Origin of the sequence: Butyrivibrio sp. YAB3001 (assembly GCF_900112195.1) — a bacterium.
GTDB lineage: Bacteria > Bacillota > Clostridia > Lachnospirales > Lachnospiraceae > Butyrivibrio.
Genome location: NZ_FOKR01000006.1, coordinates 206,861 through 224,370, shown reverse-complemented (window position 1 = coordinate 224,370; position 17,510 = coordinate 206,861). Strand labels below are relative to the sequence as shown.

Below are 17,510 nucleotides of genomic sequence, written 5' to 3'. Positions count from 1 at the left end.
CTATAATAAAGTATATGAGATGTAAGAGTGATAATATTTACATATATGGATCTTACAGAATTATAAGATAATTGCCGGAGGAAGCATTGGTGGACAGAAAGTTACCCGTTGGAATACAGGGGTTTGAAAAACTCATAACTGAACAGTACTTGTATGTTGATAAAACTGAGTATATTTATAAGCTGGTTCATAATAATGTTCCGTTTTTTCTTAGTCGTCCACGTAGATTTGGTAAGAGTCTTCTATTGTCTACGTTGAAACATTATTGGGAAGGTAATAAAGAGTTATTTAAAGGGTTAGCGATAGAGAAACTTGAAGAAAACAATGCAGATGCATGGAAAAAGTATCCGGTATTCTATTTTGATTTTAACGGTGCTGATTATCAGGGAGAGGCGGCCCTAGAAGGCAAGTTGTCATTTTTGTTGAAAGATTGGGAGAGCGTATATGGCACAATCAATGATGACAATACTTTGGCGGAAAGATTTCAGAATTTATTAATTGCAGCTAAAGAAAAAACCGGTTTGCGATCAGTTATATTAGTTGATGAATATGATAAGCCGCTTCTTGATGTTATGGACAATAAGGAGCTTCAAGACCATAACAAAAGTGTTTTCAAAGGCTTTTTTAGTTCACTAAAGAGTTATGATGAGTATATTCAATTCATTTTTATAACAGGTGTTTCTAAATTTCATAAGGTAAGTATTTTTAGCGATCTTAATCAATTAAAGGACATCTCTCTTGCTGAGCAATATGCTGGATTATGCGGGATTACAGAGGATGAACTTCATAAGTATTTTGAACCGGATATTATAAGTTTGGCTTCCAAGTGGAAAATAAGCAGAGAGGAATGTCTTGGAATACTGAAATCTCAATATGATGGATATCATTTTTATCCTCATGCGGAGGGAGTATACAATCCTTTCAGTGTGTTGAGTGCCTTTTATGACAATGAATTTGGATCATATTGGTTTGAAACCGGAACACCAACTTTTTTGATAGATGGCATAAGGAAAAATAGTTTTGATCTCAGGAAGTTTACGAATCATACGATTTATGCAAGTGAATCAAATCTAAAAGATTACACGGGAGATACATTGGACTTGGTTCCGCTTTTGTATCAGACCGGATATCTGACCATTGCAGATTATGATGTTGCAAAAAGACGATACACATTGTGCTTTCCAAATGAGGAAGTAAAATATGGATTTCTTGAGAGCATGATGCCGTCCTATGTTCCGAAAACTAAGCCTGGAAATGGTTTGGATATATTTACACTTGATGAATATATAGAGAACGGACAGCTTGAAGAATTAAGAAATTATTTGACAGCGCTGTTTGCAAATATTACCTACACCATAGATAATGATCCTTTTGAACATTATTTCCAGTCGGTAATATACTTAGTGTTTACATTGCTTGGGAAAATAGTGCAATGTGAAGCTCATACTTATATGGGGCGTATTGACTGTAAAGTTGAGACAAAGGACTATATTTATTTGTTTGAATTCAAACGAGATGATTCTGCCGAATCAGCGCTAAAACAAATTGATTCCAAGGATTACGCACTTTCCTTTGCTGCTGATTCCAGAAAGCTTTACAAGATTGGAGTGTCATTTGATTCGGAAAGCCGTAAACTTGTTGGATGGAAAGTCGCTGAATAAATCGTTGCTGTTCAGACAAAAATGCGTATTTCGTGAGAAAATGATAGATCCAAATTTATAACATAATGCATCATGTTGCCTGGAGCCCTTCAGTGCCTTAAAATAGGTGGTGGAGGGCTTTTTTATTTGATGAGATCAATGAGTGAATTTATAGAAGTAACAAATTTAAATATTCCTGAGCTGAAGATTTTTCATCAGTTATCGGAGAATCAGCTTTATCATATCAATGAGCCGGAGCTGGGGATTTTTATAGCAGAGAGTCCAAAGGTGATTGGAAGGGCCTTAGATGCAGGATATGAACCGATTTCTCTTTTGCTGGAAAAGAATCAGACTGAGAGGGAAGCAGCGGACATCATAGAAAGATGCGTCGGGTGCTTTGATGTTCCTGTGTATGTTGCTGAATCCGAACTGCTTACTCAGATAACAGGTTTTCATCTGACAAGAGGTGTTCTATGTGCTATGAAGAGGCGTGAACTTCCGTCGGTTGAGGCACTTTGCAAGAATTGTAAGAGAATTGCGGTCCTTGAAAATGTGACTAATCCTACGAATGCAGGCGCAATTGTCAGAAATGCTGCAGCGCTTAATATGGATGCGGTTCTTTTTACAAGTGGTTGTTCAGATCCGCTGTACAGGCGCGCTGCGAGGGTTAGTATGGGAACTGTATTCCAGATTCCATGGACTTTTTTGCCTGAGGGAAAAGAAATATCGGTATTAAAAGAATTAGGATTTAAGACGGTTGCCATGGCTCTTAGAAATGATACTAAGAATATTGATGATCCGGAACTTAAAAATGCGGAGAAATTGGCTATATTCCTTGGAGCAGAAGGGGATGGATTATTACCGGAAACGATAGCTGCCTGCGACTATTGCGTGAAGATTCCAATGTCACATGGAGTTGATTCTTTGAATGTGGCAGCCTGCAGCGCAGTTGCGTTTTGGGAATTAAGTAATAAAAAGTGAGAATATTAGGAGAACTACAAAACAATGAACTACATTTACGAAACACATTTACATACAATTGAAGCAAGTGCCTGCTCAGATACTCCTGCAGAAAACTACATTGAGTATATGAGTGGATTAGGATATAGCGGTATAATAGTAACAGATCATTTTTTTAACGGTAACTGTGCTGTGCCAAGAAATCTTCCATGGAAGGAAAAGGTAGAGATTTACTGCAGCGGTTATGAACATGCTTTGGAAAAGGCAAAAGGGACAGGCTTTACAGTTCTTTTTGGAATAGAGTACAACTTTGAAGGGGACGAATATCTGCTTTACGGGGTAGATAAGAAGTGGCTTTTGGAGCATCCGGATGTGATGGATAAATCAAGATCTGAGTTGTCTAAGATGATACATGAAGCAGGAGGAATTATGGTTCAGGCACATCCTTACAGAGAAAGGGATTATCTTGATACTATTCATCTTGCAGCAGAGTTTTGTGATGGCGCGGAGAGCTTCAATGCGGCAAATCCTGACTGGCAGAATGCGCTTGGTTACAAGTATGCCAGGGAAAAGAACCTTCGCATGTCAGGTGGTTCTGATATTCACAGGCCAAGCCAGGAAAACATGGGCGGAATGAGTTTTCCTTATAAAATAGAAACAATTCAGGATTATATTAAAGCTTTTTTAGCGGGAGATGGGACACCGGTATTCAGAAAAAATGTGCATGAAGAAGGAACAAAGTTCAGACCGGTTATTGAAGAAAACAGTCTTATTATTCCTGACCGAGATAATACACTTCCTGTAATAGTTCATAATATTTGAGTAATGACGAGCAAATAGTTGTAGTAATAACAAACTTATACGCCATAACATTTACTTTTGAACCATAGTAACGTGAATAAATATGATTCAGGTACAAACTTGAGTGAAGGTAAAAAATGTACGTAAATAAAAAAGAACATTATTTATCAAGATCATTATATTTATCAGCGGCAATCCATATTTTTTCCAATCTAATAATGGCTGTGATAAGAAAAGTGTCTCAGGGAGCAAATCCAAATGGGCCGGATATGGCTAATCAGATGGTTCTTCTTGGACAGATAATTGTATCTACGATCCAGGTCATTATGATTGCCATTGTTTTTGTCGGCGCATATGAGCATTTGAGGAAAGCGCTGTCTGTGGTGGAAGAATCGGACCGCCTTAGAATGGCTGTGCTTCAGCAGGAAATAATGGGTTCAAAGGTTCCGACTCTGACAGGAGACGATATCTGTAAACTTATGGAGCTTTGGGGTGTTATCCTCATTGCAGTCCGTATGGTCTATGATATATGTTCAATGGTCTATCGGCGATTTGTCATGGATCTTCTTGATCTTGGAGTCACATCTGAAAGTTCCAACGAGAGTTTTGTTACCATTTATAACAATACCCACGGATTTAAATATATAGGGCTTTTGGTGGCAATTCTTATCGGTGTTATGATGACAGGTATTTTCTTAAACGACAGGCTGCTAAAGGTAATATCAATGATTCTCATGACATTTTTTATATTTTCATTTGTAATATTGGGAATGAGAACGGTGACAATAGGCGGCTATAGTGTGGGAATTGTCTGGACTTCAGTGATTTTTCATCTGGTTGAAACGGTTGGATTATTTGTACTTGGGTTTTATCTTAGGAAAAAATATATCGGACTGTGAGCGTCTATCCTTATGAAAGCAAGAGAAAGTCAAACATGATAGTCCCATCGACAACTAATGACAATGCACTAGATTTAAATTTCAGCGAGCATATAGTCGAGTTAATATATAACAGCTGCGCTAGTTACGGCACTGAAGCATATATAAAACTGATAGGAATGGTCAGATTTAGAATTACTATCTGATTTCTGTTTATTGAAGATTATTTGCGTGAGCATTAAAAGGGGGCTTTATGAATATTTGTCTTTTAAACGATTCTTTTCCACCGGTAATTGACGGTGTTGCAAATGTAGTTATGAACTACGGAAGTGTCTTTTCTAAAGAACTTGGTGCGAACGTAGTTGTCGGCACACCACGATATCCGGATGCTAGTTATGATGGATATCCATATAAAGTAGTGCCATATCCAAGTTTTGATACGACAGATTTTGTGAGTGGATACCGCACGGGATATCCGCTTTCCATAAGGGAAATTGCGCAGATGGCGGCACAGAAACCCGACATTATCCACACCCATTGCCCTGCGACTTCTACAGTAATGGCGAGAATCTTGAGAAAAGAAACAGGCGCACCAGTCATATTTACTTATCATACTAAATTTGATGTGGACATCGCGAGAGCTGTTGGAGAGGGATTTCTTAAAAATGAAACTTTAAAGGCCATGGTGAATAACATTGAAGCTTGTGACGATGTATGGGTGGTATCTGAGGGGGCAGGCGAAAATCTTAGGAGCCTTGGATATGAGGGCGAGCTGAGAGTTATGCCTAACGGTGTGGATTTCCCTAAGGGCCGCATTGACGAGGATATGGTAAAAAAAGTTGTGGAGTCTTATGATCTTCCTGAAGGAATTCCGGTATTTCTTTTTGTTGGAAGGATTATGAATTATAAAGGGCTTCCAATAATAGTTGATGCCATGGAAATTTTGTCAAAGCATGGCATTGATTACAGAATGATCTTTGTTGGCGGAGGAGCCGACCTTGAAGGACTTGTAGCCACTGCGGCACAAAAAGGGATTGCCCATGATGTTTATGCAAATGCAATGCAGGATAAATCTTCGGGTGACGAAGATGTAACAATAAAGGATGAATTTAAGCACGTTGATGCCGTGGGTGAGATGACAGGAAAGATTATTTTTGTTGGACCTGTGCATGACAGAGAGGTTTTAAGGGCATGGAATACCAGGGCTGATCTTTTTCTTTTCCCATCTGTTTATGATACAAATGGAATTGTTGTCAGAGAGGCAGCAGCTTGTGGGCTTGGAAGTGTCCTGATAAAGGGTTCTTGCGCAGCAGAAGGCATCACTCACGGAAGAAACGGATATTTGATAGAAGAGAATGCAGAGTCTATGGCGGCGTTATTGGAAGATTTGTCTGATAAGATTCCGAATATGAATGAAGTTGGACAGCATGCCATGGATGAAATATATATTTCTTGGGATCAGGCTGCGCGACTTGCCTATGACAGATACAAGGAAGTTCATGAAATGGCTGTAAGCGGCGAACTTGGAATAAGGAAGCATCAAAGTTTTGAATATCTGATGAATTCTGCGGCAGTAATTCTTGATGGTACGCAGAAGGTTTTTGTGGATACTCCGAAGAATATTTATGATGGAATGCGTGACAACTTTATGGAATTTAAGGATGATTTCAAGAGTTTTACAAGTGACATAAAAGAAAATATGGAAGATTTCAGGAACGATTTTAATGAAGGAATCGATAAGATAAAGGACGGAATTTCTGAGGGACTCGCAAACTTAAGCGATAATGTGGATGAGATAAAGGACAATATTTCGGATAGTTTGGGAATTGATAGAGATAAAAAATGAGAACTGATGCAGGAGGCAAGGAATGCCTTAGATGTAGTTAAGCAAAAATGGCTTAGCTGACGCATTGGTTAAAGATTATAGTGTAGAAAGATTTATACCAATGGAGATGAATGTTATGGGCAGTGAACCGGAAAGCGTTTTAAGAGACTGGTATAAGCCTATGAGTTTTTATCAGATCTGGGTCAGGAGTTTTGCTGATGGGAATGGCGATGGAATAGGGGATTTGTATGGCGTGTACGATAAACTGGAGTACATCAAGTCGTTAGGTGTTGATGGAATCTGGTTTTCTCCAATCTATCCTTCGCCTAATGCGGACTATGGCTATGATATTTCTGATTATAAGGATATTCATCCTGATTTTGGCGATCTGGATCAGTTTAAGAAAGTTCTTTTCAGAGCGCATGGACTTGGACTCAAGGTAATAATGGACCTGGTGGTCAATCACACTTCTGATGAGCATCCTTGGTTTATAGAGAGCTGTAAGGGGAAAGATAATCCATACAGTGATTATTATATCTGGAGAGATGAGCCAAACAACTGGGACAGTCTTTTTGAAGGAAAAGCATGGGAGTATGTTCCTGAAAGAAATCAGTACTATCTTCATATTTTTGCCAAAAAGCAGCCGGATCTTAACATGGATAACCCAAAAGTCAGGGAAGAGGTCAAGTCTATAATGCGGTTTTGGCTTGATATGGGTGTGGATGGCTTTAGGGAAGATGTCATAAACTTTATCTCTAAGAAGGAGGGGCTTCCGAATGGCCTTCCTTTTTTGCCTGCGGTGAATGGGATGCCATATTATAAGGATGGTCCGCACATTCATGAATATCTTGCTGAGTTTAGGAAGGTATGCAATGAATACGACTGTTTTCAGCTGGGTGAAGGACCTATGACTACAGTTAAGTCTGCGATGAAGTATCTGACAGGGCCTACTAAGTCTCTGGATATGATGTTTTCTTTTGACCATATGATGGCTGATTGCCTTTATACAGAATATGTTCACCGGCCTTTTTCTCTGATTAAGCTAAAAAAGGCTTTTACCAAGTGGCAGAAGGCTTTAAATGGCAAGGGCTGGAATGCTCTTTATATGGAAAACCATGATCACCCCAGGATTATTAGCAGGTATGGAAGTGAGCATTTTTGGAGAGAAAGCGGTACAATGCTGGCTGCAAGCTATATTTTCCAGCAGGGGACACCGTTTATTTACCAGGGGCAGGAGATTGGGATGACCAATATCAAGCTCATGTCGATTGACCAGTATGTGGATGTTTCATCGATAACCAATTATCACACTTACCATTTGAAAGAAGATCCTGAAAGGCGGCTTCATCGTATTCATTTATCCAGCAGAGATTCGGCAAGAACTCCGATGCAGTGGAACGACTCTGAAAATGCAGGATTTTCTAAGTCAAAACCATGGTTTTATGTTAATCCTAATTATAGGCGCGTTAATGTGGAAAAAGAGGAAAGTGATGAGCATAGTATTCTGAATTTTTATAGAAAGTGTCTGAAGCTCAGAAAGAGCTCAAAAACACTTCTCTTTGGTGATTATACTGAGCATTTTCCTAAGGATCCAAATATTTTTATGTATGAAAGAAGCCTTGACGGGGAGAGCTATTTGGTTATATGCTCATTTTCCGGGCTTCCGGTCAAGGCTCATAAGCCGGAGAAATTTCATGGCATGAGCGGGGAGCTTGTTTTATGCAATTATCCTAATGGAAAGAATAGAAGAGACCACAGCTCTGAGAATGCATGGGAAAAGATTGAGGATACCTTTGAAGATCTGCGAGAATCCAAGGACATTCATGAGCTTAAGGAGAAGGTACAGGATAATATCAGTGAGTGGGAACTTAGGCATGGAATGCTTAGACCTTATGAGACGAGAGTGTATCGGTATGTATTTCATAAAAGATAAATGATGTTTTCAATGTGAATGTGTTGAAGAAGCATTTTAATACTGAACTATATTATGAAGCAAAATGAAGTGTATGTGTATTTCAGATTATTCTGTTACGATACATAGAATTATGTCTTTGGAAATAGAGTATGTTTGACTAGGGACAGTGTACTAAGTGGGCATTTTTCTGATAGTAATACAAGAGGAGTGGATTATGAAAAAGAGATTTATTTGTAGTATTGTTTCGGTGGCTATGGCTGCGGTTTTGCTAAGTGGCTGTGCAGATGTGAATGGCTCATCAGATGATGAAGCAAAGGAAAGCACATCATTATTTGAAAAAAATGAAGATTCAAAAGAAAAGAGTGCAGACGCCTTAAATACCGGTGAACAGAGTGTAAACACAGAATTCAAGGTTATAAAACATTCTGTATCCTGCAAGGTTGATGGTAAAGAATTAGCAACAGGAACATATCCAACTATTGTTCTTCCGGATGAATATTTGGATAAGTATCCAAAACTTGCTTTGTCCATAGATGATTTTAACGAGCATTATAGTAAGAGCACTCTTGAGACTGTTTCAGAATATGCTTCATGGGCAAAGATGGATACATTCAATGAGAATGTCACCTATACAAGTGAAAATGAAGCCACGATAGTAAGGGCAGACGATAAGCTGTTTACTCTTATGATGAATTGTTATGATTTTAGCGGAGGCGTTCATCCTAATCACTGGACTACAGTGATGAATGTTATTCCGGAGACAGGTGAGGAACCAAGACTTGATCAGGTTTTAGATGATTATTCAAATTTGTCTGAGGCCATCCGTGTGAAACTTGAAGAGGAGTATCCCGGGATATCTGAAGAAATAGATACTTATTATTATAATGACGGCACAGGGGATCCTGATGTTTTCAAGAATAAACTGAAGGAAGATACATATACCTGGACGATAGATGGCAATGGATTGACGCTTCATTTTTCGCCATATGATATTGCAAGCTATGCTGCTGGGGATATGGTGGCGGTTTTACCAACCAGTGAATATCCTAACCTTATTAAAAAGGAATATCAGATGGATGCCACACAGGATATGTCAAGCCTTGTTGTTAATGAGGAAGCAGAGGTTATAGAGGTTGAGCCTGCAGAAGATGATGGAATTGCTGAAGCAGGTGGGGAAATGGAAGAAGAAAGTAGTCATGATTTTGATTACGATTATGTTGTAATTAGCAATCCTACCTGGAAAAAATATGTTTCTGAAAAGGCTAAGCCTGCAGCATCAAAGCATGTTTCTCTAAAACTCAAAACCGAAGATAAGAGTGACTGGCTTGACACGGAAGTGTGGGCTAATAAGAACGGATTTACAGTAGCAAGCCTGAATCATGGTGATGAGAATTATTACTATGAAGGAGCCAATCCATATGAGTTCGATTATATGTACAACGAGCTTATGATATACAATGCTTCTAAAGATAAGGTTCTTTATGATCTTGGATTTCATGTATTATGTAACGGTCCGGATGATGAAGAGAACAAAGAGTCCACGTCTACCGAATATCTTAATTGGGCGCAGATTGTAGACGATACGCTTTATGTAGGGATAAAGCATGCGGGATATGCATCTGAGAATTCATGGTCCAACTATGTTGCTGCAATCGATCTTGAGACAAAAGAACTTTTGTGGAGAAGTGAACCGCTTGCCAACAATTCAGACAAGTTTGTGATTGTGGATGACACTATTATCTGTGGCTACGGATTTACGGCAGAACCTGATTATATCTATCTTCTCGACAGATACACAGGTGACAGAGTGGACAAGATCAAAGTGAATTCCGCACCGTATCAGTTTGAAGTTGTCGGTGACACACTCTATGTTGCAACTTATAACACAGCATATGAGTTTGAAATTGTGCGGTAAAACAATCATTGAGCATCACGAACATATGTGCTATTATAATTTGGTGCTGTAACAGGCACTGAAGAGTACCCATGACAGGGTGGTAGTCTCCCGATTCAAGTCAGAACTTGAAGGGAGGTGACGTGTATGACAGATTATGAAATCATTATGATAATGTTGGGAATACTGACATTGATGATTGCTTCAAATAGTTTGCTAATTGCGTTGCTGAACTTTCTCGATAAGAGAGATAGTAGGCACAAATAAAAATGCCTCTCCTGTCTGCACCAGGAGAGGCGGCTCGTTAAGAGCTAAATAACCAAACTCGGGAGCATCCACTTTGGAGTGGGTGCTCTTCTTTAATTAATAATATATCACTTTGAGGAATGAACTTCAAGTCACGAGATGAAGCATATTTGTTGCAATGTTGAAGTACACAAGGAGTGACAGTGCATCAACAATTGTTGTGATAAAAGGGCTCGCCATAACAGCTGGGTCAAAGCCGACTTTGCTTGCAAGCATTGGTAGGCAGCAACCGACAAGTTTGGCGATAAGGACCACTATCAGAAGTGTCAGGCAGATTACTGCAGCGACTGTTATAGATAACTTGTCAAAGAAGAGTAGTTTGACAAAGTTGGCAACTGATAAGGTTAGTCCACATAATACTGCAACTCGGATTTCTTTCCATATGATCATTAAAAGGTCACTAAACTCAATTTCTTTTAGTGATAAGGCACGAATGATTGAAACACTTGCCTGTCCGCCTGCATTTCCGCCTGTGTCCATGAGCATAGGAATATAAGCGGTAAGTATAACATAGGCGGATAGAGCATCTTCAAAGCCTGTTATGATAGCGCCTGTGAAAGTAGCGCTTATCATGAGAAATAGCAGCCAGGGAATTCTGTTCTTGTAGGTTTCAAATATGCCTACCTTGGGGTAAGGCTTATCTGATGGCATGATAGCAGCCATCTTTTCAATATCCTCGGTAGCCTCTTCTTCGAGAATGTCCACAACGTCATCGATAGTGATGATACCAACCATACGGGTTTCATTATCCACTACTGGCATTGCAGTGAATCCGTATTTCTGGAACATTCTGGCAGCTTCTTCCTGGTCAGTCATTGTATTGATACTGATGACATTGGTGTTCATGATATCACCGATGATCTCATCGGGCTTCATGATAAGAAGATACCTAAGGGCAACAGTTCCCACCAAAACTTTCTGTTTGGTAACTACATAACAGATATTGATAGTCTCAGAATCAACACCTTTTTTACGGATGCGCTCAATGGCATCTGAAACTGTCATGTCTTCCCTGAGGTCTACATATTCCACGGTCATGATACTTCCGGCGGAATCCTCAGGGTAGCGCAAAAGATGATTGATATCAGCCCTTGTCTCAGGGCTTGCATTGGCCAAGATACGCTTTACAACGTTGGCGGGCATTTCTTCCAGAAGGTCTGTAGCATCATCGGCCATTAGATTGTCGATAATATTGGAAGCTTCTCGGTCTGACAGTGAACGGATAATATACTGCTGGTTATCCAGTTCCAGATCGGCAAATACATCTGCAGCCATGTCCTTGGGAAGGATTCTGAACATCTTAAGGGAATCCTCATCCTCCATCTCACCCATTGCAGCAGCTATGTCAACTGTGTTCATTTCGGCGATGGTCTGGCGAAGTTTGGTGTATTGCCTGGACTCAAGAAGTTCTTGCAGAATTTCAGCGATAGTCTTTTCTTCTTGTAATTCCATTGTAAAAATCTCCTATTAAATTGATGTTGGTTTTAAGCTTGGTACTTCGACCAGGAGCAGGATCACTACTGCATATATGTGAATCTGACTTCATTAAAACCACCATCCTTTCCTTCGGAGATTTATTCATTGTGATGAATACGAATATATATGCGGCAAAATACATGAATAATTTAATTCCGCATACATCTTAACTTTAACACAGTTTGTAATAAAAGTGTACAAAAAGAGTAAGTAAAATTTGTGAATAAAGATAGAGATAATTCCTTTGCTATTTGATGAAGAGTATTATAAATTAATGGTCATGTGGCATGTATTTATGAAAAACACAGTTATTGTGTTTTTCTACGAAGAAAAACATTTTTTACGCATAGAAAGAGGATTGCATTTATGGAAAAATGGGCAAGAATTAAATACACACCAAACCTTCCGCTTGGAGAGGACAGGACTTATGTTACAGCATCTAAAAAGCATATAGACCTGTCTTGTGACGCGGCGTGTGAAGGAATGGTTCTTTTAAAGAATGAGAGAAATGTTCTACCTATCAAGAAAGGCAGCAGGATAGCGCTTTTTGGAAAGGGAACGTTTGATTATGTAAAAGGTGGCGGCGGAAGTGGCGACGTTACTGTTCCCTACATAAGAAATCTTTATCAGGGGCTGAAGGAGTTTGCCGGAGAGATTTCTATTTTTGATGAGACAGCTAAGTTTTATGAAAACTACGTTTCAGAACAGTACAAGCAGGGAGTTGTTCCAGGCATGTTAAAAGAACCTACGCTTCCGGAGGATATTCTTGCTGATGCGGCTGCTTTTACTGACACTGCGATTATTTCGATCAGTAGATTTTCCGGTGAAGGCTGGGATAGGAAAGTTGCCGGAGTTGAAAGAGAGATAAAGTGTGAAGCGGTTGAGCTTGTAGACTTGGGAAATAAGGTCTTTGATCATGGGGACTTTTATCTTACAAGCGCTGAGAAGAAGATGGTCAGGCAGGTAAAAGAAAACTTTGCTAACGTGATCGTTGTTATGAATGTTGGCGGAGTTGTTGATACTACCTGGTTTAAGGATGATGATGCTATTTCTTCTGTATTGATGGCATGGCAGGGTGGAATTGAAGGCGGACTTGCAGCTGCCAAGATTCTTCTTGGTAAGGTGAATCCATCAGGTAAACTTGCGGATACTTTTGCAGCAAAGCTTGAAGATTATCCTTCTACAGAGGGATTCCACGAAGATGATGAATATGTAGATTACATTGAAGATATTTATGTAGGTTACCGTTATTTTGAAACAATACCCGGAGCTGCCAAGAAGGTGAATTATCCATTTGGATTTGGACTTTCTTATACATCGTTTGCTCTGGAAAATCTTAAAGCAGAGGCATTCAGCGTATGTGATAGACAAAATGCTGGTAAGACAAAGTCATCAGGGAAAAGTGCTGAGCAAATAATTGCCGATGCTATCGTAGCAAGTGTGACTGTAACCAACATTGGCAAAATTCCGGGCAAGCAGGTGGTTCAGCTCTATTACAGCGCTCCCCAGGGAAAACTTGGAAAGCCTTTCAAAGTCCTTGGAGGTTATGAAAAGACAAGACTTTTGCAGCCGGGAGAAAGTCAGAGGGTTACTATAGCTCTTTATACTGATGATATGGCTTCCTATGATGATACGGGTAAGGTCTGCAAGGCAGCATGGGTGCTTGAAAAAGGTGATTACAGATTTTTCATTGGAACCAGCGTAAGAGATGTCGAGGAACTTGATTATGTCTTTTCTCTGGAAAAAGATATTGTTACAGAGCAGGTTGAAAACAGACTTGTTCCTACATCTTTAAAAAAGCGCATGCTTGCAGACGGAAGTTTCGAAGAGCTGCCTTTAACTGAACCGGTTGATACTTATGAATCTATTTTCCCAAGAGAAGAGGACTGGAAAGATACCATAAGCTGGAAGTCGTTAAAGACCCCGCAGGTAAGAGCACAGGAGAGAGTGCAGTTATTCCAGCCTGCTAAGGATACTGATCCCAAGCAGTTCATTGAAGTTGCGCAGTGTAAGGTTACCCTTGAGGATTTCATGGAGCAGCTAAGCGATGAACAGCTTGCAACCCTTCTTGGAGGTCAGCCAAATGTTGGGATGGCAAATACCTTTGGATACGGAAATCTTCCTGAAGTAGGAGTGCCTTCGGCTCAGACCTGTGATGGCCCTGCGGGAGTCAGAATTGCGCCTGAAGTTGGTGTTGCTACAACAGCTTTCCCATGCTCAACACTTCTTGCCTGCACCTGGAATGAGGATATCTGTTTTGCAGTTGGAGAAGCCGGTGGAGAAGAAGCAAAAGAATGTAATTTTGCCGCATGGCTTACACCTGCTGTAAATATCCACAGAAGTCCTCTTTGCGGAAGAAACTTTGAGTATTATTCCGAAGATCCGTTCCTTGCGGGAAAACAGGCAGCAGCTATGGTGCGCGGAATTCAGAGTAATAATATTGTTGCTACTCCAAAGCATTTTGCACTTAACAACAAAGAGTCCAACAGAAAGGCGAGTGATTCAAGAGCTTCTGAGCGTGCTATAAGAGAGATATATCTGAAAGCGTTTGAGATTATCGTAAAAGAGGCAGAGCCATGGAGCATCATGTCTTCATACAACATCATTAATGGCCAGAGAGCTTCGGAGTCCAAAGATCTTTTAACAGGAATTCTGCGAGATGAATGGGGCTTTGATGGTGTAGTTGTAAGTGACTGGTGGGGCTATGGCGAGCATTACAAGGAAGTTCTTGCCGGTAACGACATTAAAATGGGATGCGGCTATACAGAGCAGCTCCTTGCCGCTATTGAGATGAAGGCTCTTTCAAGAAAAGACCTTGAGACAAGCGCGGAAAGAGTATTAAAACTTTTGCTTAAACTTGACTGATCTGGTTTCCTAAGTATATATGGGATTGTAGGAAAGATTTACGTGAAAAATTCGGAGATGTTTCAAATGACGTTTATGTCATTTATACTTAATGAAAACGTTTACTATTATATCAAATTTTTGCCATAAAATATCTAAAAAAATGATAAAAACTCTCGCAAATTTGTCTGCAATGCACTATAATTAATGCACAGACAGCATGGGGATGGCATTTTTACAATATTTCTTTTGATGTAAGGGGGAAATGACTATGAAAAAAAGTGCATTATTTAGCATCGCAACTGTCGGACTTATGGTTGCATCAGTATTTTGTGTTAATAATGTCAAGGCTCTGAGCGGAGCTGAAAGCGCTGATTCTATAGCATGCGGGCGTGATCTTAAACCGGTCATTTATCTTTACCCTACAGAAGATGACACGGAAATTTCAGTAAGCCTTGATTATGATGGAAATCTTGTGGATATAATTCCTGAGTTCAACGCTGAGAATACGTGGAATGTTGTTGCCGATACCGATGGAACTATTACGTATGAAGGACAGGATTACAATTATCTTTTCTGGGAAGGCGATCCGAACTTTTCATATGATTTCTACTCAGGATATTGTGTGAAGGGTGCAGATACAGAGGCATTCCTTACTTCAACACTTCCTCAGCTCGGACTTAATGATGCTGAGGCAGCTGAGTTCAAGGAGTTCTGGCTTCCTATGATGACAGGCAATGAATACAATGTGATCAGTTTCCAGTATGATAATTATACGAGAGGAGCTAAACTTACAGTTTCTCCACAGCCGGATTCTTTGATCAGAGTATTTATGGCATGGTATCCTTCAGACAAATACGTTAAGATCAATCCGCAATACCTTGACACACCTTCAAGATCTGGATATACAGTTGTTGAATGGGGTGGCAATAAGGTTAAATAATAAGAAATTGAATTATTACTTGCAACTGATTAAGTGATGATTTAAAATGTTTTGCGTGGTATCAGATTAATAGTCGATACCACGCAAATTTTTTTGAGTAGATAAATAATAATTTAACAACGAATTATTTAGAATGGAGTATTACTATGATGCAATCACGTACACATAACTGTGGTGAGCTGCGCATTGAGAATGCCGGTGAGAGCGTTACACTTGTAGGCTGGCTTGAAAATATGCGTGAAGTCGGAAGCGGACTTGGATTTGTTGTTCTTCGTGACTTCTATGGCACAACACAGATTGTTCTTGAAACTGAAGAGATGGTTAAGAATGCAAAGGCCATCAATAAGGAATCTACTATTTCAGTAAAGGGCGTTGTAAGGGAGAGAAGTTCCAAGAACCCTAAACAGGCAACCGGTGATATTGAGGTTGTTCCTGAGTCAATAACAGTTCTTGGCAGATGCCGTTACAATGAGCTTCCTTTTGAAATTAATCATTCAAGAGAAGCTGATGAGACAGCCCGTCTTAAATATCGTTATCTTGATCTTAGAAATCCTGAGGTTAAAAAGAATATTATCCTTAGATGCAATGTTATTTCTGCACTTCGTCAGGCTATGACTGAGCATGGATTCATGGAGATCACAACTCCTATCCTTACAGCATCATCACCTGAAGGAGCAAGAGACTATCTTGTACCTGCAAGAAAACATCCGGGCAAGTTCTATGCTCTTCCTCAGGCACCACAGCAGTTTAAGCAGCTTCTTATGACAGCAGGATTTGACCGTTATTTCCAGATTGCACCTTGTTTCAGAGATGAGGATGCAAGAGGAGACAGAAGCCCGGGAGAATTCTATCAGCTTGACATGGAGATGGCTTTTGCAACACAGGAGGATGTATTCTCAGTTTGTGAAGATGTGCTTCCACCTGTATTTGAGAAGTTTGGCACATATAATCGTGCATCAAAGGCTCCATTTACAAGAATTCCTTACCTTGAGGCAATGGAGAAATACGGTTCTGATAAGCCGGATCTTAGAATTGACCTTACAGTACAGGATGTTACAGATACTCTTAAGGATTGCGGCTTTGGACCATTTGCTTCAACTGTATCAAAAGAAATGGCTGATAACAGCGAAGGGGCACTTAAGGAAGGAGATGCAACAGGCGTTAGAATCAAGGCTGTTGTTGTTTCAGACTTTAAGGAGAGCCGTAAGTTCATCGACAAGACAATTGCTGATGTTGAAGTTCAGGCAGGCAATAAGCCTTACTGGTTTAGAATGGATGAGAATGGAGAACTTGTTGGAGGCATCTCCAAGTTTGTAGCTCCTATCAAGGATGCAGTTGTTTCAGCACTTTCACTTAAGAGCGGAGACCTTGTTGTTCTTTCAAGCGGTAAGCTTTCTGCAGCGCAGAAAACAGCAGGCGTTATTGTTAAGACATTTGGCGCAGCTGTTCCGGGACATATGGATAAAGAGAAATATGAGTTCTGCTGGATTGTAGACTTCCCTATGTATGAGATTGGTGAAGAGTCAGGCGAGCTTGAGTTCTGTCATAACCCATTTTCAATGCCATCAGGTGGTCTTGAGACACTTCTTAAGGCAGAGAGAGGAGAGATTGACCCTCTTTCAATTACTGCTGACCAGTACGACCTTGTAGTAAATGGTATCGAGCTTTCATCAGGCGCTGTTCGTAACCATGATCCTGAGATCATGATCAAGGCATTTGAGATGGTTCGTCTTGGTGAAGAGGATGTTAAGGCTAAGTTCCCTGCTATGTATAATGCGTTCTGCTACGGTGCTCCGCCACACGCAGGTATTGCTCCCGGTGTAGACCGTATGGTTATGCTTCTTGCAGGTGAGGAATCAATCCGTGAGATCATTCCGTTCCCTATGAACAAGAATGCAGCAGACGTTATGATGGGCGCACCTGGCTACGTTACAGACAAGCAGCTTGAGGAATTGCACATCGCTGTGACTGCCAAGACAGAAGAATAAAAACGATACTGTTCAGACAAAAATGATTCAGTAGTGAGTG

Annotated in this window: 11 protein-coding genes; 10 read left to right on the top strand and 1 reads right to left on the bottom strand. The window is 40.1% G+C overall.

The features are described 5' to 3' along the window. Positions 1–89: 89 nt before the first annotated feature. The 7 genes from BM086_RS08935 to BM086_RS08905 all read left to right on the top strand — a co-directional run bounded on the left by BM086_RS08935 (position 90) and on the right by BM086_RS08905 (position 9,934). Positions 90–1,661 (top strand): ATP-binding protein, encoded by a 1,572-nt coding sequence (locus BM086_RS08935; RefSeq protein WP_175560176.1) that lies wholly within the window; start codon positions 90–92, stop codon positions 1,659–1,661. A gap of 138 nt (positions 1,662–1,799) precedes the next feature. Continuing rightward, positions 1,800–2,621 carry a TrmH family RNA methyltransferase gene (locus BM086_RS08930; RefSeq protein ID WP_092325701.1) on the top strand — a complete coding sequence of 274 codons (822 nt, stop codon included), beginning with the start codon at positions 1,800–1,802 and terminating at the stop codon, positions 2,619–2,621. A gap of 24 nt (positions 2,622–2,645) precedes the next feature. After that, positions 2,646–3,422 carry a PHP domain-containing protein gene (locus tag BM086_RS08925; protein WP_092325671.1) on the top strand — a complete coding sequence of 259 codons (777 nt, stop codon included), beginning with the start codon at positions 2,646–2,648 and terminating at the stop codon, positions 3,420–3,422. A 116-nt stretch (positions 3,423–3,538) separates the two neighbouring features. Beyond that, the gene (locus BM086_RS08920) at positions 3,539–4,300 is read left to right on the top strand and encodes a hypothetical protein (RefSeq protein ID WP_092325670.1); all 762 of its coding nucleotides are present in this window, start codon (positions 3,539–3,541) and stop codon (positions 4,298–4,300) included. 232 nt (positions 4,301–4,532) lie between these two features. Beyond that, positions 4,533–6,125, top strand: a complete 1,593-nt coding sequence (locus tag BM086_RS08915) for a glycosyltransferase (RefSeq protein ID WP_141107720.1) — start codon at positions 4,533–4,535, stop codon at positions 6,123–6,125. A gap of 115 nt (positions 6,126–6,240) precedes the next feature. Beyond that, a complete protein-coding gene (locus BM086_RS08910; protein WP_175560175.1) occupies positions 6,241–8,037 on the top strand; it encodes an alpha-glucosidase in 1,797 nt (598 codons plus the stop codon). 196 nt (positions 8,038–8,233) lie between these two features. Then, entirely contained in the window at positions 8,234–9,934 is a 1,701-nt protein-coding gene (locus BM086_RS08905; protein ID WP_092325668.1) for an RsiV family protein, read from the top strand. 372 nt (positions 9,935–10,306) lie between these two features. Here BM086_RS08905 and mgtE read toward each other — a convergent pair whose 3' ends face one another. Beyond that, positions 10,307–11,671: a magnesium transporter gene (mgtE, locus tag BM086_RS08900; RefSeq protein ID WP_092325667.1), complete on the bottom strand. Its 1,365-nt coding sequence runs from the start codon at positions 11,669–11,671 to the stop codon at positions 10,307–10,309. A gap of 390 nt (positions 11,672–12,061) precedes the next feature. Here mgtE and BM086_RS08895 point away from each other — a divergent pair, with 390 nt between their 5' ends. The 3 genes from BM086_RS08895 to aspS all read left to right on the top strand — a co-directional run bounded on the left by BM086_RS08895 (position 12,062) and on the right by aspS (position 17,470). Next, positions 12,062–14,560 carry a glycoside hydrolase family 3 protein gene (locus BM086_RS08895; RefSeq protein ID WP_092325666.1) on the top strand — a complete coding sequence of 833 codons (2,499 nt, stop codon included), beginning with the start codon at positions 12,062–12,064 and terminating at the stop codon, positions 14,558–14,560. A gap of 250 nt (positions 14,561–14,810) precedes the next feature. Next, positions 14,811–15,482 carry a hypothetical protein gene (locus tag BM086_RS21365; protein ID WP_092325665.1) on the top strand — a complete coding sequence of 224 codons (672 nt, stop codon included), beginning with the start codon at positions 14,811–14,813 and terminating at the stop codon, positions 15,480–15,482. A 146-nt stretch (positions 15,483–15,628) separates the two neighbouring features. Further along, entirely contained in the window at positions 15,629–17,470 is a 1,842-nt protein-coding gene (gene aspS, locus BM086_RS08885; protein WP_092325664.1) for an aspartate--tRNA ligase, read from the top strand. The last annotated feature ends 40 nt before the right edge of the window (positions 17,471–17,510 follow it).

Excerpts from the sequence above, each read along its gene's own strand:
- BM086_RS08930 (WP_092325701.1), top strand. The coding sequence starts at position 1,800 with ATGAGTGAATTTATAGAAGTAACAAATTTAAATATTCCTGAGCTGAAG.
- BM086_RS08925 (WP_092325671.1), top strand. The coding sequence starts at position 2,646 with ATGAACTACATTTACGAAACACATTTACATACAATTGAAGCAAGTGCC.
- BM086_RS08920 (WP_092325670.1), top strand. The coding sequence starts at position 3,539 with ATGTACGTAAATAAAAAAGAACATTATTTATCAAGATCATTATATTTA.
- BM086_RS08915 (WP_141107720.1), top strand. The coding sequence starts at position 4,533 with ATGAATATTTGTCTTTTAAACGATTCTTTTCCACCGGTAATTGACGGT.
- BM086_RS08910 (WP_175560175.1), top strand. The coding sequence starts at position 6,241 with ATGGGCAGTGAACCGGAAAGCGTTTTAAGAGACTGGTATAAGCCTATG.
- BM086_RS08905 (WP_092325668.1), top strand. The coding sequence starts at position 8,234 with ATGAAAAAGAGATTTATTTGTAGTATTGTTTCGGTGGCTATGGCTGCG.
- mgtE (WP_092325667.1), bottom strand. The coding sequence starts at position 11,671 with ATGGAATTACAAGAAGAAAAGACTATCGCTGAAATTCTGCAAGAACTT.
- BM086_RS08895 (WP_092325666.1), top strand. The coding sequence starts at position 12,062 with ATGGAAAAATGGGCAAGAATTAAATACACACCAAACCTTCCGCTTGGA.
- BM086_RS21365 (WP_092325665.1), top strand. The coding sequence starts at position 14,811 with ATGAAAAAAAGTGCATTATTTAGCATCGCAACTGTCGGACTTATGGTT.
- aspS (WP_092325664.1), top strand. The coding sequence starts at position 15,629 with ATGATGCAATCACGTACACATAACTGTGGTGAGCTGCGCATTGAGAAT.